The sequence below is a fragment of the Herbaspirillum chlorophenolicum genome (assembly GCF_001189955.1).
In the GTDB taxonomy this organism is placed as follows: Bacteria; Pseudomonadota; Gammaproteobacteria; order Burkholderiales; family Burkholderiaceae_D; genus Herbaspirillum; species Herbaspirillum chlorophenolicum.
Genome location: NZ_LFLT01000055.1, coordinates 1 through 19,884 on the forward strand (window position 1 = coordinate 1; position 19,884 = coordinate 19,884).

The window sequence follows — 19,884 nt, forward strand, 5'->3', positions numbered from 1 at the left end:
GACTCCTAACTATTTGATGAGAATGTCCAGGCAATAAGCCCGACGATTGCTGAATGCTTCAGCGAAACGACTCAAGAAACTGGTGCCCTTGACGTGGATTGAACACGTGGCCTCTCCCTTACCAAGGGAGTGCTCTACCACTGAGCTACAAGGGCATTTTTGCCAATTGCACAACTACCAAACATGCAACCGGACCAAAACTTGGAGCGGGTGAAGGGAATCGAACCCTCGTCATAAGCTTGGAAGGCTTCAGCTCTACCATTGAGCTACACCCGCGAGGAAACAACCTTTACTTCACTACCGCCGAATCTTTTGTTCGCGAATTTACTTCGCTTCCCTACTTATTGGTGGAGAGGGCTGGATTCGAACCAGCGTACTCGTAAGAGGGCAGATTTACAGTCTGCTGCCATTAACCACTCGGCCACCTCTCCGCGCAGGGAACTCAAAACTATAGTGGAACACTTTTCGATTGTCAACTAAAAGAAGGGCCGGAACCTGCTTTTTATTGAGTCGGCGAGAGTTGCTCTCAGGAATGACGCAGCGACGTTTGTTCGAATCTTCAGGCTTTTGTTGTCTGCGACTCAACCGGCTTTTCATTCCAGGGCGCAATTCTAGGCAACATCAGCATTCCAGGCAAGGCAAGAACGAAGCAAATGACAAAAAAAGTTAGCCATCCTGTTTCTGCCACGACATAACCGACCGAGGAATTGACGAAAGTGCGGGGCACCGCCATCAGGCTGGTGAACAACGCGAACTGCGTGGCCGTGTAGCGGGGGTCGGTTTCACGCATGATGTAGGCGACGAAGGCCGTGGTTCCCAATCCCACGCCGAAAGCCTCCAGGCCGATCACCACGGCCAGCGTCGGCAGATTCGCGCCGACATGCGCCAGCCAGGCGAAACCGAGGATGGGGATCGCCTGCAGCACGCCGAACACCCACAACGCGCGATTGATGCCCAGCTTCACCATCCAGATGCCGCCGAGAATGCCGCCCGCCACGCTGGCCCACAGGCTAGTGGTCTTGGAGACCACGCCGATCTCGGTCATCGAGAAGCCGAGATCGATATAGAACTTGGTGGCCAGCGCGGTGGCCATGCTGTCGCCCAGCTTGTAGAGGAAGATGAAACCCAGCACCCATAGCGCACCGCTCCAGCCGCCACGCGCGATGAATTCGCGGAACGGCAGCACCACCGCTTCAGAGAGGCTCTTGGGCGGCGCGCCATACACCTTGGGTTCCTTGACCAGCAGCGAGCAGAGCAGTCCCGGCAACATGAAGGCGGCCGTGATCCAGAACACGCTGGCCCAGGGCATCTGGTCGGCCAGCACCAGCGACAGTGCGCCCGGCACCATGCCCGACAGCTTGTAGGCGTTGACATGGATGGCGCTGCCCAGACCGAGTTCGCCATCGGGCAGGATTTCGCGCCGGAAGGCATCGATGGCGATGTCCTGGCTGGCCGAGAGGAACGCCACTACCGAAGCCATGAAGGCGATCGTCGGCACCTGGGTCAGCGGATCGAGCATGCCCATGCAGCCGATCCCCAGAAACAGCAGCAGCTGGGTAAAGAGCATCCAGCCGCGCCGGCGCCCTATCCGGCCGAAGTGGAAACGGTCCATCAGCGGCGACCAGACGAATTTCCACGTGTACGGAAACATCACCAACGCGAACAGGCCCAGCGTTTTGACATTCAATCCCGACTTCGCCAGCCATGCCTGCAACAAGCTCAGCAGGATAAACAGCGGCAAGCCGGAGGTGAAGCCGAGGAAGACGCAGATAAGCATGCGCCGGTTCAGGTATTGGCGCCAAGTGGCGTCAGGTGCTGTCATAGGCGAGGGCCAGGTGAAAGAGAAAATGAAAAACGCCGGCGAACCGGCGTTTGCGACATGGGGCGGGACTACGGCGCTTGCCTGCGAGAACTCATTTCTTGCGCAATCTGAACACCGCGACACTGCCGCGCCAGTTCGGCAGGTAGCGCACCGGCTTGCCATCCTTGAGCGCCACGCACTCCAGCACTTCCAGCCCGACCTCGTTGGCCAGCGCCTCGAAATCCCTGATCGTGGCGCAGCGCAGGTTCGGCGTATCATACCATTGGTACGGCAGCGTCTTGGACACCGGCATGCGCCCGCGCAACAGGGCCACACGGTGCGGCCAGTAAGCGAAATTCGGGAAGGAAACAGTGGCCTCGCGCCCTACCCGCGCGATCTCGCGCAGCGTGCCTTCCACATCCTTGACCATCTGCAATGCGGACAGGCACAGCACGGTATCGAAAGCATTGTCCTCGAACATGGCCAGCCCGCCATTCAAGTCCTGCTGGATGACCGAAACATTGCGAGCCACACACTTGGGAATCTGGCCGTCGTCGATCTCCACGCCATACCCCACACACTTCTTGTCGCTCTGCAGATAGTCCAGCATCACGCCATCGCCGCAACCCAGGTCCAGCACATTGGATTGCTCGCGCACCCAGTGGGCGATGAATGCCAGGTCCGGACGCAGTTCGCTCAATTCGTTGAAAGTCATGCGCGGCCCTCCTGCGCCAGTTCATTCCAGATTCCCAGGTAGTACTCGCGCACCACCGACATGTACCGTGCGTCGTCCAGCAGGAAAGCGTCGTGCCCGTGCGGCGCATCGATTTCCGCATACGACACCCTGCGCTTGTTCGCCACCAGCGCCTGCACCATCTCGCGGCTGCGTTCCGGGGAGAAGCGCCAGTCGGTGGCAAACGACACCAGCAGGAACTTGGCCTTGGTGCGGCTGAAGGCCTTGGCCAGATCGCCGCCACCGAATTCGCGCGCGGGGTCGAAATAGTCGAGCGCCTTGGTGATCAGCAAATACGTGTTGGCATCGAAGTAGGTGGAGAACTTGTCGCCCTGATAGCGCAGGTAGGACTCAATCTCGAAGTCGATGCCATAGCCGAACTGATAACTGCCCGAGCGCAGGTCCCGGCCGAATTTCTCGGCCATGTCATCATCCGACAGGTAAGTGATATGCCCCACCATGCGCGCCACGCGCAGGCCGTTCTTGGGCACCACGCCATGCGCATAGAAATCGCCGCCGTGGAATTGCGGATCGGTCAGGATGGCCTGGCGCGCGACATCGTTGAAAGCGATGTTCTGGGCCGACAGCTTGGGGGTGGACGCGATCACCAGGCAATGGCGCAGGCGATCCGGATACATCAGGCTCCAGGCCAGTGCCTGCATGCCGCCCAGCGAACCGCCCATGACGGCGGCGAACTGCACGATACCCAGCGCATCGGCCAGGCGCGCCTGGGCGTTGACCCAGTCTTCCACCGTGACCACCGGGAAATCGGCGCCATAAGGCTTGCCGGTGGCCGGATTGGCGTGCATCGGCCCGGTCGAGCCGAAACAGGAGCCCAGGTTGTTGACGCCGATGACGAAGAACTTGTCGGTGTCCAGCGATTTGCCGGGGCCGACCATGTTGTCCCACCAGCCGACATTGTCGGGATCGTCGGCATATACGCCGGCCACGTGGTGCGAAGCGTTGAGCGCATGGCACACCAGCACGGCGTTGGATTTGTCGGCATTGAGCGTGCCGTAGGTTTCATAGGTCAGCGAATAATCCGCCAGCGCCGCACCTCCCTGCAACGGGAGCGGCTCGGCGAAATGCATGACCTGGGGCGATACGATTCCAATCGACATGATGACTCGGTGTGAGTGGCAAGGCGTCCTGCCATGCACACGCATGGCGCGTGCCGGCATGGGACGATCGCTTCGCTTCAGCGAAGGGTTTCCACCTGCCTCATGGGCTATGTCGGGCAACAAAAAAGCCCGGAAGCATTGCTTGCGGGCTCGTCTTGGGGAGAACTACTGACTCCAAGCTCGCTTTAGCCGCATTTATATGGGAGCAATCTCCCGGCGCCCGCAAGCTGAGGTTGGTTAAACCATTCAAATCGGCGCAGTGGCGTAAGAATACCCAAGTCGGTGGGGCGCGTCAAACCGGCTCACCGCGCCGACAATAAACAAGGCCGCCCGGAGGCGGCCTTGTCGAATGCACCGAAGACTGATCAACGGCGGCGCGCGGTCTTGGCCTCCCGGACCTCCGGCTCGGCCGACAGCGCCTGCAACTGCACCATGGCCGAGGCAATCGCCGCCGGCTCGGTAGCGCGAATGACCTTCTTGACTTGAGGTTCCAGCAGCCGCAAGTCGCTGTTGAGGATCTCGTTCTTCACCGACAGCAGTTGCGACGGGTGCATGGAAAACTCCAGCAAACCCATGCCCAGCAGCAGACGTGTCCACTTGACGTCGCCTGCCATCTCGCCGCACACCGAAACCGGGATACCGGCCTTGCGGCCCTGCGAGATCACCGTCGAGAGCAGAAACAGCACCGCCGGATGCAGCGGATCGTAGAGATGCGCCACCTCATGGTCGACGCGGTCGATCGCCAGCGTGTACTGGATCAGATCGTTGGTGCCGATCGACAGAAAATCGAGACGCTTGACGAACATCGGCAACGCCAGCGCAGCAGCGGGAATCTCGATCATGGCGCCAACCGGGATTTCTTCGTCGAACTTCTGCTTGCGCTCGCGCAGCTGCTGCTTGGCTTGTTCGATCATGCCCAGCGACTGGTCGATCTCGAAGGCATGGGCCATCATCGGAATCAGCAGCTTGATCGGGCCGAAGGCCGACGCGCGCAGGATCGCGCGCAATTGCGCGAGGAACATCTGCGGCTCGGACAGACAATAGCGGATCGCCCGCAAACCCAATGCCGGGTTGAGCGCGGTCTGTTCATCCTCATCCAGCGGCTTGTCGGCGCCTACGTCCAGCGTACGGATCGTCACCGGCCGCCCCTTCATGGCGATGACGGCCTGCTTGTAAGACTCGAACTGCTCTTCTTCGGACGGGAATTTTTCCAGATAACCGGCGCGCCCCATGAACATGAATTCGGAACGGAACAGGCCGATGCCCACCGCGCCGGCCTCCCATGCCGATGCGGCGTCGGCGGGAAGTTCGATGTTGGCCAGCAACGCAATCGGCTCGCCATCCTGGGTGATGGCCGGCGTCTTCTTCAGGCGCATCAGTTTCTTGCGCTCGCGCAGCATGCGCTCCTGGCGCGCACGGTACTGCGCCAGCACCAGCGGCGACGGGTCGACGATCACCACGCCGGCATCGCCATCGATGATCAGCAGGTCATCGTGTTTGACCAGCACCGAAGCATTGTGCATGCCGACGGCCGCCGGGATATCCAGGCTGCGCGCAACAATGGCGGTATGGGAATTGGGGCCGCCGAGGTCCGTCACGAAACCGGCGAAGGCGCCGTCGCGGAACTGCAGCATGTCGGCCGGCGAGATGTCGTGCGCCACCACGATGATGTTGGGCGCGGTATCGCCGTCGGTGGAGGGCAAGTGGATGGCGCTGCCGGTCAGCACCTTCAGGATACGTTCGCCAACCTGCTGGATATCGGCCTTGCGCTCGCGCAGGTAGGGGTCTTCGATCTCGTCGAATTGCGCCGAGAGTTCATCGATCTGCGTGACCAGCGCCCATTCGGCGTTGTAGTAGCGGTGGCGGATGATGTTCTGCGGCACTTCCAGCAGCATCGGGTCCGACAGGATCAGCGAATGCACATCGATGAAAGCCCCGAGTTCGGCCGGCGCGTCCTTGGGCAACTCACTGCGTATCGTATGCAGTTCCCGATGCACTGCCTTGATCGCATTCTTCAAGCGCTCGACTTCGGCCTCGACCTGTTCGTCGGCGATCAGGTAATGTTTGACGTCCAGCGCGGCCGGCGCCAGCAGATGCGCACGTCCGATGGCGATGCCTTGCGACACCGCGATTCCATGTAAGCTGAATGATGCCATCGCGTTATCTCCTGCTTCGTTTTTATATTCCGCCGTATTGTCGTTCGCGGTAGCCTGAAGAAAGTTACCGAACAAACCACGATTTGGCAATCGCGGCCATCGACAGGATGAACGAGGTCAAGCGGAGAACAGGAAAACGGGGAACCTTGTTGAACCGGACATCAATACAGGCGCCATCGATGCTGCGACGCAGCGCAAAGCCGCGGGTCGCGACGCCGGAAAGCGCTTACTGGCCTTCGCCGAATTTGTCGTTGATCAACGCTTCCAGCGCCGCCAGGCATTCCTGCTCATCCTCGCCGTTGGTCTCCAGCGTAATCACGCTCCCCTTGCCTGCGGCCAGCATCATGACGCCCATGATGGACTTGGCATTGACGCGGCGCTTGTTGAAGCTCATCCACACCTCGCTTTTGTACTTGCTGGCAAGCTGGGTGAATTTGGCGGAGGCACGCGCATGCAGGCCCAGCTTGTTGACGATTTCGAGTTCTTTTTGAATCATTGATCAGCTTTCGTTTTTATGGTCCTGCGTCTGCTGCGTGGCATGCGCAGACATCAGGCCGAGGTCGCTACGCGGATGCGGTTATCCACCCGCACCGCGCCATTCTGCCCTCCCGCCAGGGCCATTTCGACCACCACGTCGAGCGTATCGTTGCGGTAAGTCAACGCGCGCAGCAGCATGGGCAAGCTGATGCCGGCAATCACCGAGACGTTTTCCAGGCCGCACAAAAAGCCCGTACAGTTGGACGGCGTGCCGCCCATCACATCGGTGATCACCAATACGCCGCTGCCGTCATCGAGGCGCTTGACCGCCTCGACCGCCAGGTTTTGCACTTCAGCCGGGTTCTGGTCCGCGATCACGTCGATCGCTTCAATCCGCTCGGGCTTGCCGCGGAATACGTGGGCCGCGGCGGCCAGAAAAGCTTGCCCCAGCGGGGCGTGCGTCACAAGAAGAATACCAACCATGGAATTGTTGCCATCAAATGCGACGCGCTTTTCCCCGAGCAGCCCGTCATGCTCCATCGTACCCATTTAGCCTCCAACTGCCGTTTCCAGCGCGTCAACAAACATCGCCGCCACATCGAAGCCGGTCTGCTGGGTAATCTCCTGGAAGCAGGTCGGACTGGTCACGTTGATTTCCGTCAAATAGTCGCCGATTGCATCCAATCCTACCAGCAACAGCCCGCGCTGATACAGGATAGGCGCCAGCGCTTCACCAATTTCCAGGTCGCGCGCCGATGCCGGCTGCGCCACTCCCAGGCCGCCCGCGGCCAGGTTGCCGCGCACTTCGCTGCCTTGCGGGATGCGCGCCAGCACATTGGGCACCACCTTGCCGCCGATCAGCAAAATACGTTTGTCGCCTGCACTGATCTGAGGAATGAAACGCTGCGCCATGATCGTGCGTTGACCGTTGTCGGTCAGCGTCTCGATGATCGAGCCCAGGTTCATCGCATCGGCCTTGATGCGGAAGATGCCCATGCCGCCCATGCCGTCCAGCGGCTTCAGGATCACATCCTGATGCTCGGCGTGGAAGTCGCGCAGGCGCTTGGCGTCGCGCGTGACCAGCGTCGGTGCGGTGTATTGCGGGAACTGGGCGATCGCCAGCTTTTCGTTGTGGCTGCGGATCGCCTCGGGCTTGTTGAACACGCGCGCGCCCTGCTTTTCAGCCAATTCGAGCAGGTAGGTCGTGTAGATGTATTCCATGTCGAACGGCGGATCCTTGCGCACGATCACCGCATCGAATTCCGACAGGAACACCGATGCCGGCTTGTCGGCGCGATACCAATCGTCGGCTTCGCCGGTCAGCGTGATCCTGGCGGCGCTGGCTGTCACCAGGCCGCTCTCCAGCACCAGGTCGCCCTGCTCGAAAGCGTAGATCGCATGGCCGCGGCGGGCAGCCTCGCGCATCATGGCAAAGGTGGAATCCTTGTACGTCTTGAACGTATCGAGCGGATCGGCGAGAAAAGCGATTTTCATGTTGCTGGCGTCCTGTTGAGCTTGGCTGGATCGTGCAAAGGTGCGTAATGATGCCGGTTAATACACTTCCGGGTTGGGATCGGTCTTTTCCATTTCAAGCGACGCCGCCAGCAATGCCAGCCGCGCCACCACACCATACATGTAGAAACGGTTAGGCGCGGCGGTGCCGGGCTTGGCGTGCATGTCCGGCAACGCATGCTGCTGGGCGAAGGCCAGCGGCACGAAATGCGCGCCGGGGGCGTTCAGGTTCTCATTGACGTCGCGGTCGGCATGCACGCGGTAGAAACCGCCCACCACATAGCGGTCGATCATGTAGACCACCGGCTCGGCCACCGCTTCATTGATGCGCTCGAAGGAATGCACGCCTTCCTGAATGATGACTTCGGACACTTCCAGCCCTTCCTTGCCCACCAGCATTTTGGTGCGCTGCTTGCGGTTGAGGTCCTTGACCTCGCTGGCATCCTTCACGGCGATGATGCCCATGCCATAGGTACCGGCATTGGCCTTGATGAAGACGAAAGGCTGTTCCTTGATGCCGTATTCCTTGTACTTCTTGCGGATCTTCGACAACAGGCTCGATACGCTGTCGGCCAGCGCATCGGTACCGGTGTTTTCCTGAAAATCGATCTCGCCGCACTTGGCGAACAGCGGGTTGAGCATCCAGGGGTCGACCTCGACCATCTTGGCGAATTTCTTGACCACCTCATCGTAGGCGGCGAAGTGGTTGCTCTTGCGACGCATTGCCCATCCGGCGTGCAGCGGCGGCAGCACGCTTTGTTCATGCAGGCCTTCCAGCACCGAGGGGATGCCGATCGAAAGGTCGTTGTTGAGCAGCACGGTACAGGGATCGAAATTCTTCAACCCCAGGCGGCGGCCGTTGGCCGAACGCTCCAGCGGCTCCAGCCTGATGCTGGTGCCGTCCGGCAATGCGATCTCCTTGGGCTTGGCGATCTCCGGCGACAGCGTACCCAGGCGCACATTCAGCCCGGTCTGGCGGAAGATCTGCATCAGCCGGCCGATGTTTTGCAGATAGAAGGTATTGCCGGTATGGCTTTCCGGAATCAGTAACAGGTTGCGTGCGTCGGGGCAATATTTTTCGATCGCCGCCATGGCCGCCTGCACGGCCAGCGGCAACATCTCCGGCGACAGGTTGTTGAAGCCACCCGGGAACAGGTTGGTATCCACCGGCGCCAGCTTGAAACCGGCGTTGCGCAGGTCGACCGAGCAATAGAAAGGCGGCGTGTGCTCTTGCCACTCCATGCGGAACCAGCGTTCGATGGCCGGCGTGGCGCCCAGGATTTTCTTCTCCAGCTCCAACAAAGGGCCATTCAGAGCGGTGACAAGATGCGGGACCATATAAGACCTTAACGATATGTAAATGCCGGCAGCAAATGCTGATTTTAGCGGATTCCTGAAGTCGTGTTGCGACGCCGCAGATGGCCGTGCCAAATCGCCATCCATCGTTCCAGGGAATCGTTTGCCTGGATCCCCTCGCTGCGCAGCGGAAGTTCGGGCTGTCTACATGGCGGCCATTCGGCTTTTTTTAAAGAGCCTGAGTTAAATACTCGGGAATTATATTTACCGGAAACAATAAAAAAGGCGCTCCGAAGAGCGCCTTTGAAAGAGGCCGTTGCCGGCCCCGAAGGAATAAAACCTGAATTCGACTTAGTGGTAGGCCGATTCGCCGTGGCTGGAGATGTCCAGACCTTCGCGCTCTTCCTCTTCGGTCACGCGCAGGCCAATCACCACGTCGACGATCTTGTAGGCGATGAAGGACACCACGCCGGACAGGATCAGGGTAGTCAGCACGCCCTGGAACTGGATCCAGACCTGGCCGCCGATCGAGTAGTCCGGGGACACCGCGTTGGCAACATAGTCATAGATACCGGTGCCGCCCAGGCTCGGCGATGCGAACACGCCGGTCAGGATGGCGCCCAGGATACCGCCCACGCCGTGCACGCCGAACACGTCCAGCGCATCATCGGAACCCAGCAGCTTCTTCAGGCCGGTCACGCCCCACAGGCACAGCAGGCCGGCGATCAGGCCCAGCACCACGGCGCCGATCACACCCACGAAACCGGCAGCCGGAGTGATCGCCACCAGGCCGGCGACGGCGCCCGATGCAGCACCCAGCATCGAAGGCTTGCCCTTGCCGATCCATTCGCCGAAGCTCCAGGACAGGACCGCGGCAGCAGTTGCCAGAATGGTGTTGACGAAGGCCAGGGCAGCGCCGCCGTTAGCTTCCAGGCCGGAGCCCGCGTTGAAGCCGAACCAGCCGAACCACAGCAGCGAGGCGCCGACCATGGTCAGGGTCAGGCTATGCGGCTTGAAGGCTTCCTTGCCGAAACCGACACGCTTGCCGATCACATAGGAACCGACCAGGCCAGCGACCGCAGCGTTGATGTGCACCACGGTGCCGCCGGCGTAGTCCAGTGCGCCCTTCTGGAACAGCCAGCCCGAGATTGCGGTTGCCTTTTCAGCGGCAGCGGCATCGGTGAAGGCGTCCGGACCAGGCCAGAACCAGACCATGTGGGCCATCGGCAGGTACGAGAAGGTGAACCACAGGATCGAGAACAGGATCACGGCGGAGAACTTCACGCGCTCGGCGAAGGAGCCGATGATCAGCGCCACGGTGATGGCTGCGAACGCGCCCTGGAAGGCCACGAACACCAGCTCGGGGATCACGACGCCCTTGCTGAAGGTACCGGCATTCGAGTCGCCCGTCAGGCCATGCAGGAACAATCGATCGAAGCCGCCGAAGAACGCGTTGCCCTCGGTGAACGCGATGCTGTAGCCGTAGACGAACCACAAGATATAGATCAGCGAGAAGATGACGAAGCACTGCATCAGCACCGACAGCATATTCTTGCTGCGGACCAGGCCGCCGTAGAACAGGCCCAGGCCGGGCAGCGTCATCAGGATCACGAACGCGGTGCAGACCAGCATCCATGCGGTGTCGCCCTTGTTGGGCACCGGCGCCGGTGCAGCAGCGGCGCCGGCAGCCGGAGCCGCAGGAGCAGCGGCGGCAGGTGCAGCGTCAGCCTTGGGCGCTTCGGCAGCAGCGGCCGGAGCAGCAGCAGTAGCTGCGGCAGCCTCAGGCTTGGGCGCATCCTGCGCCTGGGCCGGGGCGGTAAATCCTACCGCCAACAGCAACGCGCCAATTGCCAGGGCGCTGGAAAACATTTTTTTCATGCTCATTCGAATTCCCCTTTGTTTTACAGAGCGTCTTTGCCGGTTTCGCCGGTACGGATGCGGATCACATCCAGCAAATCCTGCACGAAGATCTTGCCGTCGCCGATCTTGCCGGTGCGGGCGGCCGTCTCGATAGCCTCCAGCGCGCGTTCGACGATGGCATCGTCCACTGCCGCTTCGATCTTGGTCTTGGGCAGGAAATCGACCACATACTCGGCGCCCCGGTACAACTCGGTATGGCCTTTCTGGCGGCCGAAGCCCTTGACTTCGGTCACGGTGATGCCCTGCACCCCGATCGCGGAGAGGGCTTCACGCACCTCGTCCAGCTTGAAGGGTTTGATGATCGCTGTGATCAGTTTCATACGCACCTCTTGTTAGAAAGTTTTGCTGAGGGAAAAGACGACGCCATTCTTGCCAACGTTTTTGAGGCCGTCCGAAGCCGGAGTAGTCGCTACGCCGTCCTTCAGGTCGGTACCGACGTAAGCCACGCCCAAGGTGATGCCGGCCAGGTCGTCAAATGTCTTGGACAGGCCGACCTTCCAGTCGGTGTAACTGACCTGGCTGGGGTTGCCGCGCACGTTCTGGTGACCGACGTGCAGGCCCAGCATGATGCCGTAGAAGGTTTCGATGTTGGCGCCCAGATCATAGTACTGGCTGTACTTGCTGTTGACCGCGCCGAACAGGTTGGTCAGCGATTGCGAATACTTGAAGTAGCCAGGGCCGTAACCGACCTGGCCATACAACTCGAAGGTATTGGCGTTCTTCACGCCGCTGTTTGCCAGGGTATTGCCCGGATAGTAGTAGTACAAGCCACCAACGTCATAGGTGAAACCGCCGCCGATATCGCCGCGCTTGCCGCCATAGATATCCCATTCGACATTACCTTTGGTATCGGTGCCGCTCAATGCGCCGGCATCCTTGATCCACTTGATGTTGGTCAGCCAGGTGCCTGCGTACAGGCCGGTCGGGTTATGCGTGTAGTCTGCGCCGACTTGCAATGCCGGATCGAAGCGTGTCTGGGTCAGGCCGCGATAGCGGTAATCGCTCACCACGGCGGCGTTGAAGCTGAACTCGTTGTCTGGCTTGGCGTCTTCCGCGCGGGCCACGGTAGTAACAAACGATGCTGCGATGGCTGTTGCAAGAATCAGTTTCTTCATGACTTCCCTCTGGTTTGTTGTTGAACAATAAAAGTCGTTTCTTGTGTTTTGCCAAGACCATGTAGCAGGAGCCGTGCCAAGTCCTTTCGGCGCGGCGAACTCGGCTTTTCCAGAGAAAGAAGGCTTTCCTCCCGATTTTTTTGTAGATACAGACCAAAATAGTGCGCGCAAAGGAGAAAGGCACGGTGTTGGTGCGATATTGATTTCTTTTTGACAAACTTCTTCAATATCGGCAAACACTCTTTTGGTGCGCGGCGGCCGACAGGCCATTGGGATCACCAAGTCGGATCACTTCCCTTCAGGATGCTTTCAGCGCCCTGCCAGGCATGAACTCGCAATGGCACACTCTGCAGATTGAGGCCCGAAGGTTTATGCATAGCAGGGAAACGGCTAAACTTGATGCCACAACAACCTGCCAAGGAAATCCGACATGGACAAGCCCCAACAATTCTTTGAAGACCTGCAATCCAAAATCAACAAGGCGATCGAAAACTCTCCGGCCAAGGACATCGAAAAGAACGTCAAGGCCATGCTAAGCCAGGGTTTTGCCAAACTGGACCTGGTCACGCGCGAGGAATTCGACGTCCAGGCACAGGTGCTGGCCAAGACCCGCGCCCGCCTGGAAGCGCTGGAAGCGCGTGTTGCCGAGCTTGAAGCTCAGCAAAAACAAACCCCATGATCCTGACGACGACTGCCCATCCTCCTACCCCCTCACCTGCCGCCATTCATCCCAAGGACTGCACAGGCTCGCCGCGATGAGCCTGGCCGTCCTCCGCAGCCGCGCCCTGGCCGGCATGCGCGCCTCGCCGGTCACGGTCGAGGTGCATCTGGCCAATGGCTTGCCCTCCTTCACCATCGTCGGCTTGCCCGAGGCTGAAGTAAAAGAAGCCAAGGATCGCGTACGCGCCGCGCTGCAAAACGCACGCTTCGAGTTCCCCGCCCGCCGCATCAAATGTAGTCAAGAGCTTTTCTTAAATTTTGAGCAGAGTATCGACACTAATCGCGCGATATTTACATTCCCCAAGGCAACACATGCTTGGCTTCGATCAAGGCATAGTTCGCCAGCGCAGGACTACAAATGAATAAGGCCCGCAGAGAAATCTAGCGGGCCTTGATTTATTTGCTTACCAATCTGATCAATATCGATCAGTCAGACTATTTGCGCTTCACGCCATGGGCATCGACATATAGCCCGATTAACCCCTGTAGGGTTTTACGATCTTTTAGTGACAAAGTCTGTATCTGCTCCGAGAAAATAAAACCTGGAAAAGCCGACTGCTCCTGAGCAGAAGCAAAAAGTGTCCAGGCTGCTACCTCAAGTACCCCGCAAATTTTTTCTAGTTGACCAACCCTCGGACTCATAATGCCCCGCTCATATTTCGACAGTGTCTCGATTTCAATACCGAGAGCGGCAGCAAGTTGAGATTGCGTTAGAGAACGCTGCTTTCTGAGCAACGCGATGTTCTCGCCTAAGACTTTGGCAAGCTGTAAGGGGCTTTTTTTGGGGGATGTTTTTGTCATGTGCAGGCTTGATAGCTTGCACATGGTCTATTTGTGTCGCCAAATATGACAGGGCTTTAAAGTTCGTGTTTATTGACTTTTAAAGTCGGGTTATCTTAGTATCCGCGGCTTCGATAAGCACTTGTCTATCGTTCCTCAAACACTCCGAAGGTCTTAGGCCAGAAAATTCAGTCATGCTCATCACCGATCTCGCGTGGAAGATAGAGGGTGTTCCAAAAGCACTTATAGCACCCTTAGTACCATGGCATTCAGTGTTACTGGACGTCAGTGAACCTTGCTTCGTAGTGATGCCCAGAACTGGCACGCAACACAGACAGACTCACGCCCGTCTGTTTTCGGATGTCGATCAGCTGGTTCGATACACACAGGTAGAACCAGGAGTCGTCTACGCTTTCTCTCGATCAGGCGATGAAATGACTTTTTCAAAAGTCCATGCGATAGGGTCCTATCCTTGCCCGCAGACAGGCATCAAATTCAAAGTGTTTTTTGATGACAGCGAACAGCCATGGCCGGCGCACAGTGGGCAATCGCAGTTCTCAAGGCAACTGACTTTCGATGTTGAGGCCAGCTTTGTTTGATTCGATCATCTTTACATCTCGCATCATCCGAGGCGCACATGACATCAAATCGCTTTAACGATATTGATCTTTCGCCTGCAATCAAGACACTGCACCGGTTAGAACTGGAAGAAGGAGATCTTGGTCGGGCATATTGGCGCCAGATATCCGAGCTGATCAAGGAGGCGGCGAGCTTTCGTCAGCGAGCTCTTGTAGCGGAAGATCAGCTACGGCGTAGCCAATATAAGGGGCGACGTACCAACACTGCTGGAGCTTCCAAGAACGAAATCAGGCGCATAGGGGTTGAATATCCATGCGACGTAGCGAGGATGCAAAAGATCTTGCTCTCTGCCGGCAAAGATTATCAAGTCGATGAAGTGATACTGGCTTGGATTGAATACTCAGGGCAGACGATGAAAGTATGGGAAGCGCTTCCAATAAGCGATGACGAATTATTACTGAAGCTACTTAGCTCGATTGGAGCGTGAATTCCGCGGTATTGACCACAACTTCAATGCAAGTTGTGGCCGGTAGCGAGCAAGCGCCTACGATCGCTGCTAGCGTCACCGACGAGCGTCGGCTATCTTCAAGTATCGACGGCCAATATATTTTTTGAACTGGCGAATCGAGTCTGCTGTATCGCCGACTATGTGCACCATGGCCTGCGTAGCGATTTTTGTATTGAACTCCCTTGCTGTGAGCTCGTCGACTTGATTAATCCCTGAACTAAATCTTTCGGAATCACAGACCACGAAAGCCACCCGTGGAGAGATCGGGTAGTAGAAGTCAGCGTATTTGGGAGGAGAAAACTCTGTTTCAGACACGCATTCATGTACATTGACAATCGGCTGATCAGAGGTGATGAACGGAACGCTCGTGTCGTTAATAAGCAAGGCATGGCGCGATGCATGGCGATCGTTATACAAGCTGAATCCCAAGTTTGTTCCGCTCATGTAGCTGATGAACCACCAAGCGTGCTCCATCGCATCAGCATAAAGCCGCTCCTGCGTTGTGCTTCGTGATAAGGCTCTGAGCGCGTTGTCGCGTAATGCCTTGGTACGGAACACCTGCTGCCCAAAAAACGCCAGGAAAGCAATCATGCTCTCTTCGCTTTGTAGTACATCTAGGCTACCTGTGGCCATCCCATCTAATATTGGACGCGCCCTTATTTCGTGGTCCGTATGAAGGTTCTCCAATGTATTGCAACTCATCGCGAGGATGCTGTGTTCAACCTCATGGCTAGTGACGCTAGACATACGGTACAGTGCCTCGGCATCCTGAGCCTCCAGGAAATGCGAGAGTAGAGACATGTGCATTCGTTGCAGGTGTTCGGGGCTATTACGAGAAATAGTTTGAATAACCCGCACATGCAACGTGTCGAGCTTTGTGGCTTTATAAAAGTAGTCGTCACTCGCGAAGGAACGCACGCTGTCGCAAATAGTCTTTCCTGTCGACGTGGTGTAAAAGACATTCTTCGTTCCATTTCCCCAACGCGCTAGATAGTGCGCCCAAACGTGATGGTGTCTTTTTTTTATATCAGGTGGATTGCTCGGCATGAATTCCCGTCTCGTTGAGTGCTAAAAATGTCAGGCAAATGCAGATTCATCTTCTCGATCAACGTTCCAAGTTGTCTATTGCGTATTCCCCACCTGCAAGAACCAACGTGGTTTCTCCTCCATCGCAGAAATGAAGTGTTCGAGAATCTGGCGGGTTAGTAAATGCGGCGCCGGCGTGAGCAAAATGGCCTTCCAAACAGTATCGATATCTGGCCCAGATGATTTTCGATCTGCGGTTTTCATATGAACAATCCGATCTCGCACATTCTTTAGTTGTCGATAGCTCTCCCAGGAGCGCGTTCCTTTTGGGGACCTGCATCCAATCACCTCTGGTAGGACGATGGATAGCTTCTCATCAAGTGATAGATTTCTTTCTATCTTTTGCTTGTCACTTATCTCCAGAATCGTCTTACTTGAACGATGGTGGCTGTATGTGTAATCGTTGGGAATGGTCTCATTCGCAAAGGCCTCTATCGCAGTAAAGGCCATGAGAATGGCTTCAATCATCCGCTCCACATAGTCGATTGCTGAACGATCAGTATCAAACATGACGCTGCTCTTTAGGCTTTTGTCTATTCCGCTATTTAATCGCAACTGTTTTGCTTGATCGTACGCCGCCGCTGCCGCATTGAGCATAATTGCTGTTGCGTTCGGAACTGGGATCGACAGCGTCTTTCGTTTGGTTAGGTTGACCGTCGCAATTACGGTCAATCGTGTTCCCTTTTCGACCCACTGGTTAGTCCATGGAATATAGCTATCGGCGCCGACGTGCGCCACGGTTTGAATCCGCCAATCCCCGTAGTCCAATTCTTTGTGGTTCATTTCTCGCCGCCCTTTGCGTTTCTCATGAAGCCTTTAGGCCCAAGATCAAGTATCGGTTATGCATAGCGTCTCCCTTTCGGCGAGGAATCTCTTCGTCAGTAGCTTGGCGGCAAAGTTGCGCTGTAGCTAAAACTTGAACCGCAAGCGCCACGTCCTCACGTCGCATTCCGGTGTACTCCATGATTTTCTCGTAGCTCATTCGTGTCGCGTTTGAATGAATCTCTCTGAAGGCTAGCAACAACATATAAACCTTCAGCGCGTGAAGCGAAGTCGCACGTTTGATCTGTTCGCCGAATAATTTCAAGCGCTGCATATGTTTGACGTTGTTAAGTAAATGCCCTTGAGGCAGTTGGCACCACTTTCCACCTTCATCGATTCCGTGAAGTCGATAGACACTTCGTGCCCCATCCTCCGCTTCACTGATAACCCCGATCTCCTTCAGGAGCTTTAGGCCACCGCTTATCAGTTTTCGAGAAAGATTGGTTACTTCCTGGATTTCTTCGTAGGTCGCTTTGACTTGGTCGTCTTTGCGCAAGCCATCTTTGCGTTGCGCTTTGTTCGAAAGAATGGCCAAAGCAAAAAGTATGAGCAGCGCGGCCGTCGCGTAACTCTTATTTCCTTGCCACGGCAACTTACTCAGGCCGCCGTAGGGTGGTTCTTGTTCGGCATCGCCTTTGCGTACCCAAGCCGAAGGAAGCTTCGCGTATGCATAGCCGCTCATTTGGGCGCTCCAAGATGCTTGAGAACCATGATCAACGCGAAGAGTGTCATCCCTGTCACTACGAAGCCCATCGCAGCAATCAGGAATAAGAGCATCGTCGGGTCATTGATAGCAGTAAGTGTGCTGAGCACCGTAATAACTTTGTCCATATCGGGGGTCCTATCCAGTTACCTGTCTCGCATAATATGCAGGGCCCCGATCTTTTTCTAGAAAGCGTTCCAATCCAAAATTCTAATATTTTTGTAAAAAGCCTTTTAAAAACATATATTTACACGATTAAAAAATAGTCTATTTACCAAATTATTAGTTCACGAAAATGCCATTTTTATGGGCTTTTCACTGCAGACACCAAAGGTGTCAATGAATCAAATCCCGCAAATTTAGTTCACCAAATAATTTCCTTCTGACATCAAACGGCTAGACACACGACTTGCACTTATTGAAATAACAATGCATCGAATTCCCCCCGTAAATCAGGGAGGATTTGGACTACCACTTTTGTTGTTCGGAGCACGACCTGAAAGTAGCTATACGGAGAAGGCCTCCATGTGCCTACCTTCTTTAACTCTTTGCAGGATTACAACAATTGAACTCGAACATCTCCTCCCGTTTCCGGCAGTTCATCAGCTTTGCTGCGCCCATTGCGGAGCTCCTCTATTACACAGTGGGCCTCATCCATCAGCTGGCACCGGCACCAGTCATTTACAAAATCGTGTGCCTAGTCCCGCCTGCTCCTTTGGCCACCTTGCTGCTTTCGCTTCACTAGGAAGCCTCCGAGCGGGCGATAACCTGAAATTGGAAAAAGCCGTCTTTCGAGGTGGCTTTTTTGTGCTCACAAGAATTAACCCACACTTCAAAGACCCACTGGTCGTCGTCGTGACGCTAGCAATCGCGGGTCTCCGAGATGACCGTGCAACCACGCCCAGGTCGTGACGCCATAATTTCTCCAGCGTTTCCCGCAAGTCATACCTGGCTTCTGAATTAGGAAAATCCCGCCAAAGGTGCTGTTTCCCGCTTGGTAAGGTTGATTCCAGCGACACGACTAAGTGCGTGGAAATACCACAAGAGGAATTGGATTTGCATTTAACGCACAGTTCGCAAGCCTAGTCGTGATGCCAAGCTGCACCAGGTTTCACACCAGATTCATCACCACCGCGCACGAGCATAAATACTTGGCCGAGCGAATAAGCGAGGCAATTACCAATAGGAAATTTTAAATATGAAAAAAATCAATGATTTCATTCGCCGCCTACACCGAATCGTCAAACCGTTCTGCGACCTCTGTGGCACCGCCGCGCAGCCGTTGGTCCTGATTCAGGTGCTCCAGGGTTTCAGCGACAAGCCAGTAGATTTTGCGCCTGTGCTTGTCGCATGCAACCATGTGACAGACCTGGTGCGTCATCTATTGCAATAAATCAATGTGCCCCGGCATAGCCGAGCGTTGTTCAGACACTCACCGGAAAACTCAATGGGTACGTCAATCGCAAACCAGCCTGCGGCCCGGACATCATGTCCGAGTGCAGCGGTGCTGTGCCAAGCTTACATTGATACATGCTCGCGCGATGACGCTCAGCAAACCTACCGTTTGTATTTTGTGGCCGACATCTGTAGATTCGTGATACTGTATTTTTATACAGTATTTTCGATATTATCATGTCAAGCCTCACCTATCCCGCGCCCATCCCGCCTGGATGCACGCAACGTCCAATACCTCTTGCGGAGTTTCGAGCAGGCCCGTTTGCTCAACATTGCCTGCAGAAGATTCCTGCTGGTTTCCCAAGTCCGGCTGCTGACTACACGGCTGAGCCCCTCGACCTCAACAAGTATCTGATTGAGCGAGTAGCCTGCACCTTCATTTTCCGCGTTGCCGGCCGCAGCCTGGAGGGAATCGGCATCTACGATGGCGACATGGTCCCCGTCGATCGCTCAGTCGAACCGCGTCATGGGCGTATCGTTCTGGCCATCGTCAATAATGACTTCACACTCAAAATTCTTCACTGGACCGGTACTACCTACGAACTGCATCCCGCCAACGAAGACTTCGAACCGATCCGGTTCAAACAGGATGAACAACTCCAAATCTTTGGCGTCGCCGTCGGTGTAATTCGCAAACTGCTATGAGTACACCTCGACCACCGGCCAGCTTCGCCTTGGTCGACGTCAATAATTTCTACGTATCTGCCGAACGGCTGTTCAACCCATCACTTCGAAACCGGCCAGTCGTCGTCCTTAGCAACAACGGTCTGAATGACGGGTTCTGTTAGCGTCAGCGGGTGGTCTATATCCAAATTCAACAGCCCCTTGTTTTAATACAATAATTCAATAATAATTGAATCATTGGATTGATTGGAGCTGCTATGGAAACCAAGACCGTTATCACCGCACTGGCTGCTTTGGCTCAGGAGTCACGCCTAGCCATCTTCCGTCACTTGGTACAGATGGGGCCAGAAGGCAGCGCCGCCAGCAAGATTGGGGAAGCGCTGGACATTGCGCCTTCGTCCCTGTCTTTCCACATGAAAGAGCTCTCGCATGCCGGTCTGGTGACTTCGCGCCAAGAAGGGCGCTTCGTCATCTAT

22 protein-coding genes, 3 tRNA genes and 2 pseudogenes are annotated in these 19,884 nt (G+C 56.3%); 8 read left to right on the forward strand and 19 right to left on the reverse strand.

The features are described 5' to 3' along the window. Positions 1-80: 80 nt before the first annotated feature. The 14 genes from AKL28_RS20955 to AKL28_RS21020 form a co-directional block, all read right to left on the reverse strand. Positions 81-155, reverse strand: a tRNA-Thr gene (locus tag AKL28_RS20955). 47 nt (positions 156-202) lie between these two features. After that, positions 203-276 (reverse strand) — tRNA-Gly (locus AKL28_RS20960). A 69-nt stretch (positions 277-345) separates the two neighbouring features. Next, positions 346-431 (reverse strand) — tRNA-Tyr (locus AKL28_RS20965). A 128-nt stretch (positions 432-559) separates the two neighbouring features. After that, entirely contained in the window at positions 560-1,822 is a 1,263-nt protein-coding gene (locus AKL28_RS20970; protein ID WP_050470275.1) for an AmpG family muropeptide MFS transporter, read from the reverse strand. A gap of 91 nt (positions 1,823-1,913) precedes the next feature. Continuing rightward, the gene (gene metW, locus AKL28_RS20975) at positions 1,914-2,516 is read right to left on the reverse strand and encodes a methionine biosynthesis protein MetW (RefSeq protein ID WP_050470276.1); all 603 of its coding nucleotides are present in this window, start codon (positions 2,514-2,516) and stop codon (positions 1,914-1,916) included. Then, entirely contained in the window at positions 2,513-3,655 is a 1,143-nt protein-coding gene (gene metX / locus AKL28_RS20980; protein ID WP_050470277.1) for a homoserine O-succinyltransferase MetX, read from the reverse strand. The genes metW and metX overlap by 4 nt, the downstream gene beginning before the upstream one ends. A gap of 365 nt (positions 3,656-4,020) precedes the next feature. After that, a complete protein-coding gene (gene ptsP, locus AKL28_RS20985; protein ID WP_050470278.1) occupies positions 4,021-5,811 on the reverse strand; it encodes a phosphoenolpyruvate--protein phosphotransferase in 1,791 nt (596 codons plus the stop codon). Positions 5,812-6,037: 226 nt separating this feature from the next. Further along, positions 6,038-6,307 carry an HPr family phosphocarrier protein gene (locus AKL28_RS20990; RefSeq protein ID WP_050470279.1) on the reverse strand — a complete coding sequence of 90 codons (270 nt, stop codon included), beginning with the start codon at positions 6,305-6,307 and terminating at the stop codon, positions 6,038-6,040. A 53-nt stretch (positions 6,308-6,360) separates the two neighbouring features. Further along, the gene (locus tag AKL28_RS20995) at positions 6,361-6,771 is read right to left on the reverse strand and encodes a PTS sugar transporter subunit IIA (protein WP_174525393.1); all 411 of its coding nucleotides are present in this window, start codon (positions 6,769-6,771) and stop codon (positions 6,361-6,363) included. A 66-nt stretch (positions 6,772-6,837) separates the two neighbouring features. Continuing rightward, entirely contained in the window at positions 6,838-7,782 is a 945-nt protein-coding gene (gshB, locus tag AKL28_RS21000; RefSeq protein ID WP_050470281.1) for a glutathione synthase, read from the reverse strand. A 57-nt stretch (positions 7,783-7,839) separates the two neighbouring features. Further along, entirely contained in the window at positions 7,840-9,138 is a 1,299-nt protein-coding gene (gene gshA / locus AKL28_RS21005; protein ID WP_050470282.1) for a glutamate--cysteine ligase, read from the reverse strand. A gap of 309 nt (positions 9,139-9,447) precedes the next feature. Beyond that, positions 9,448-10,980 carry an ammonium transporter gene (locus AKL28_RS21010; protein ID WP_050470283.1) on the reverse strand — a complete coding sequence of 511 codons (1,533 nt, stop codon included), beginning with the start codon at positions 10,978-10,980 and terminating at the stop codon, positions 9,448-9,450. A gap of 17 nt (positions 10,981-10,997) precedes the next feature. Then, a complete protein-coding gene (locus tag AKL28_RS21015) occupies positions 10,998-11,336 on the reverse strand; it encodes a P-II family nitrogen regulator (protein ID WP_006713297.1) in 339 nt (112 codons plus the stop codon). A 12-nt stretch (positions 11,337-11,348) separates the two neighbouring features. Next, positions 11,349-12,131: a TorF family putative porin gene (locus AKL28_RS21020; protein ID WP_050470284.1), complete on the reverse strand. Its 783-nt coding sequence runs from the start codon at positions 12,129-12,131 to the stop codon at positions 11,349-11,351. A 430-nt stretch (positions 12,132-12,561) separates the two neighbouring features. Here AKL28_RS21020 and AKL28_RS21025 point away from each other — a divergent pair, with 430 nt between their 5' ends. Both AKL28_RS21025 and AKL28_RS24055 read left to right on the forward strand, forming a co-directional pair. Then, positions 12,562-12,810 (forward strand): accessory factor UbiK family protein, encoded by a 249-nt coding sequence (locus AKL28_RS21025; RefSeq protein WP_050470285.1) that lies wholly within the window; start codon positions 12,562-12,564, stop codon positions 12,808-12,810. A gap of 76 nt (positions 12,811-12,886) precedes the next feature. Next, positions 12,887-13,081, forward strand: a pseudogene (locus AKL28_RS24055) (magnesium chelatase domain-containing protein); the annotation flags it as partial. 205 nt (positions 13,082-13,286) lie between these two features. Here the strand turns inward: AKL28_RS24055 and AKL28_RS21035 are convergent. Beyond that, entirely contained in the window at positions 13,287-13,652 is a 366-nt protein-coding gene (locus AKL28_RS21035) for a helix-turn-helix domain-containing protein (protein WP_050470287.1), read from the reverse strand. Positions 13,653-13,825: 173 nt separating this feature from the next. Between AKL28_RS21035 and AKL28_RS24630 the strand changes: the two genes are divergently transcribed. Together AKL28_RS24630 and AKL28_RS21040 are read left to right on the forward strand one after the other, a co-directional pair. Beyond that, the gene (locus AKL28_RS24630) at positions 13,826-14,230 is read left to right on the forward strand and encodes a hypothetical protein (protein WP_156226427.1); all 405 of its coding nucleotides are present in this window, start codon (positions 13,826-13,828) and stop codon (positions 14,228-14,230) included. A gap of 38 nt (positions 14,231-14,268) precedes the next feature. Continuing rightward, positions 14,269-14,697, forward strand: a complete 429-nt coding sequence (locus AKL28_RS21040; RefSeq protein WP_050470288.1) for a hypothetical protein — start codon at positions 14,269-14,271, stop codon at positions 14,695-14,697. A gap of 75 nt (positions 14,698-14,772) precedes the next feature. Here the strand turns inward: AKL28_RS21040 and AKL28_RS21045 are convergent, their stop codons facing one another. The 4 genes from AKL28_RS21045 to AKL28_RS24635 all read right to left on the reverse strand — a co-directional run bounded on the left by AKL28_RS21045 (position 14,773) and on the right by AKL28_RS24635 (position 17,457). Beyond that, positions 14,773-15,765 (reverse strand): DUF4238 domain-containing protein, encoded by a 993-nt coding sequence (locus tag AKL28_RS21045; protein WP_050470289.1) that lies wholly within the window; start codon positions 15,763-15,765, stop codon positions 14,773-14,775. Between the two features lie 75 nt (positions 15,766-15,840). Then, positions 15,841-16,587, reverse strand: coding sequence for a hypothetical protein (locus tag AKL28_RS21050; protein ID WP_050470290.1), 747 nt, complete (start codon positions 16,585-16,587; stop codon positions 15,841-15,843). Between the two features lie 22 nt (positions 16,588-16,609). Next, complete coding sequence (locus AKL28_RS21055; RefSeq protein ID WP_050470291.1) at positions 16,610-17,308, reverse strand: hypothetical protein; 699 nt, start codon at positions 17,306-17,308, stop codon at positions 16,610-16,612. Further along, positions 17,305-17,457, reverse strand: coding sequence for a hypothetical protein (locus tag AKL28_RS24635; RefSeq protein WP_156226428.1), 153 nt, complete (start codon positions 17,455-17,457; stop codon positions 17,305-17,307). Before AKL28_RS24635 ends, AKL28_RS21055 begins: the two co-directional genes overlap by 4 nt. Positions 17,458-18,527: 1,070 nt before the next feature. On the opposite strand from AKL28_RS24635, the gene AKL28_RS21060 reads away from it, so the two are divergent. The 4 genes and pseudogenes from AKL28_RS21060 to AKL28_RS21070 all read left to right on the forward strand — a co-directional run. Further along, on the forward strand, positions 18,528-18,722 hold the full coding sequence (locus AKL28_RS21060) for a hypothetical protein (protein WP_050470292.1): 195 nt from the start codon (positions 18,528-18,530) through the stop codon (positions 18,720-18,722). Between the two features lie 239 nt (positions 18,723-18,961). After that, on the forward strand, positions 18,962-19,429 hold the full coding sequence (locus AKL28_RS21065) for a LexA family protein (RefSeq protein WP_082221605.1): 468 nt from the start codon (positions 18,962-18,964) through the stop codon (positions 19,427-19,429). Continuing rightward, positions 19,426-19,548: pseudogene (locus AKL28_RS24060) on the forward strand (Y-family DNA polymerase); the annotation flags it as partial. The gene AKL28_RS21065 and the pseudogene AKL28_RS24060, both read left to right, overlap by 4 nt. 117 nt (positions 19,549-19,665) lie before the next feature. Continuing rightward, positions 19,666-19,884, forward strand: a 219-nt coding sequence (locus tag AKL28_RS21070; RefSeq protein ID WP_050470293.1) for an ArsR/SmtB family transcription factor, incomplete at its 3' end; no start/stop codon positions are given.

What these genes read in the sequence shown, in the direction of transcription:
- AKL28_RS21040 (WP_050470288.1), top strand. Translation starts at nt 14,269, where the DNA reads ATGACATCAAATCGCTTTAACGATATTGATCTTTCGCCTGCAATCAAG.
- metW (WP_050470276.1), bottom strand. Translation starts at nt 2,516, where the DNA reads ATGACTTTCAACGAATTGAGCGAACTGCGTCCGGACCTGGCATTCATC.
- AKL28_RS21060 (WP_050470292.1), top strand. Translation starts at nt 18,528, where the DNA reads ATGAAAAAAATCAATGATTTCATTCGCCGCCTACACCGAATCGTCAAA.
- AKL28_RS24630 (WP_156226427.1), top strand. Translation starts at nt 13,826, where the DNA reads ATGCTCATCACCGATCTCGCGTGGAAGATAGAGGGTGTTCCAAAAGCA.
- AKL28_RS21010 (WP_050470283.1), bottom strand. Translation starts at nt 10,980, where the DNA reads ATGAGCATGAAAAAAATGTTTTCCAGCGCCCTGGCAATTGGCGCGTTG.
- gshB (WP_050470281.1), bottom strand. Translation starts at nt 7,782, where the DNA reads ATGAAAATCGCTTTTCTCGCCGATCCGCTCGATACGTTCAAGACGTAC.
- AKL28_RS21055 (WP_050470291.1), bottom strand. Translation starts at nt 17,308, where the DNA reads ATGAGCGGCTATGCATACGCGAAGCTTCCTTCGGCTTGGGTACGCAAA.
- ptsP (WP_050470278.1), bottom strand. Translation starts at nt 5,811, where the DNA reads ATGGCATCATTCAGCTTACATGGAATCGCGGTGTCGCAAGGCATCGCC.
- AKL28_RS21045 (WP_050470289.1), bottom strand. Translation starts at nt 15,765, where the DNA reads ATGCCGAGCAATCCACCTGATATAAAAAAAAGACACCATCACGTTTGG.
- AKL28_RS21025 (WP_050470285.1), top strand. Translation starts at nt 12,562, where the DNA reads ATGGACAAGCCCCAACAATTCTTTGAAGACCTGCAATCCAAAATCAAC.
- metX (WP_050470277.1), bottom strand. Translation starts at nt 3,655, where the DNA reads ATGTCGATTGGAATCGTATCGCCCCAGGTCATGCATTTCGCCGAGCCG.
- AKL28_RS21050 (WP_050470290.1), bottom strand. Translation starts at nt 16,587, where the DNA reads ATGAACCACAAAGAATTGGACTACGGGGATTGGCGGATTCAAACCGTG.
- AKL28_RS21035 (WP_050470287.1), bottom strand. Translation starts at nt 13,652, where the DNA reads ATGACAAAAACATCCCCCAAAAAAAGCCCCTTACAGCTTGCCAAAGTC.
- AKL28_RS20990 (WP_050470279.1), bottom strand. Translation starts at nt 6,307, where the DNA reads ATGATTCAAAAAGAACTCGAAATCGTCAACAAGCTGGGCCTGCATGCG.
- AKL28_RS21020 (WP_050470284.1), bottom strand. Translation starts at nt 12,131, where the DNA reads ATGAAGAAACTGATTCTTGCAACAGCCATCGCAGCATCGTTTGTTACT.
- AKL28_RS21015 (WP_006713297.1), bottom strand. Translation starts at nt 11,336, where the DNA reads ATGAAACTGATCACAGCGATCATCAAACCCTTCAAGCTGGACGAGGTG.
- AKL28_RS21065 (WP_082221605.1), top strand. Translation starts at nt 18,962, where the DNA reads ATGTCAAGCCTCACCTATCCCGCGCCCATCCCGCCTGGATGCACGCAA.
- AKL28_RS24635 (WP_156226428.1), bottom strand. Translation starts at nt 17,457, where the DNA reads ATGGACAAAGTTATTACGGTGCTCAGCACACTTACTGCTATCAATGAC.
- gshA (WP_050470282.1), bottom strand. Translation starts at nt 9,138, where the DNA reads ATGGTCCCGCATCTTGTCACCGCTCTGAATGGCCCTTTGTTGGAGCTG.
- AKL28_RS20970 (WP_050470275.1), bottom strand. Translation starts at nt 1,822, where the DNA reads ATGACAGCACCTGACGCCACTTGGCGCCAATACCTGAACCGGCGCATG.
- AKL28_RS20995 (WP_174525393.1), bottom strand. Translation starts at nt 6,771, where the DNA reads ATGGTTGGTATTCTTCTTGTGACGCACGCCCCGCTGGGGCAAGCTTTT.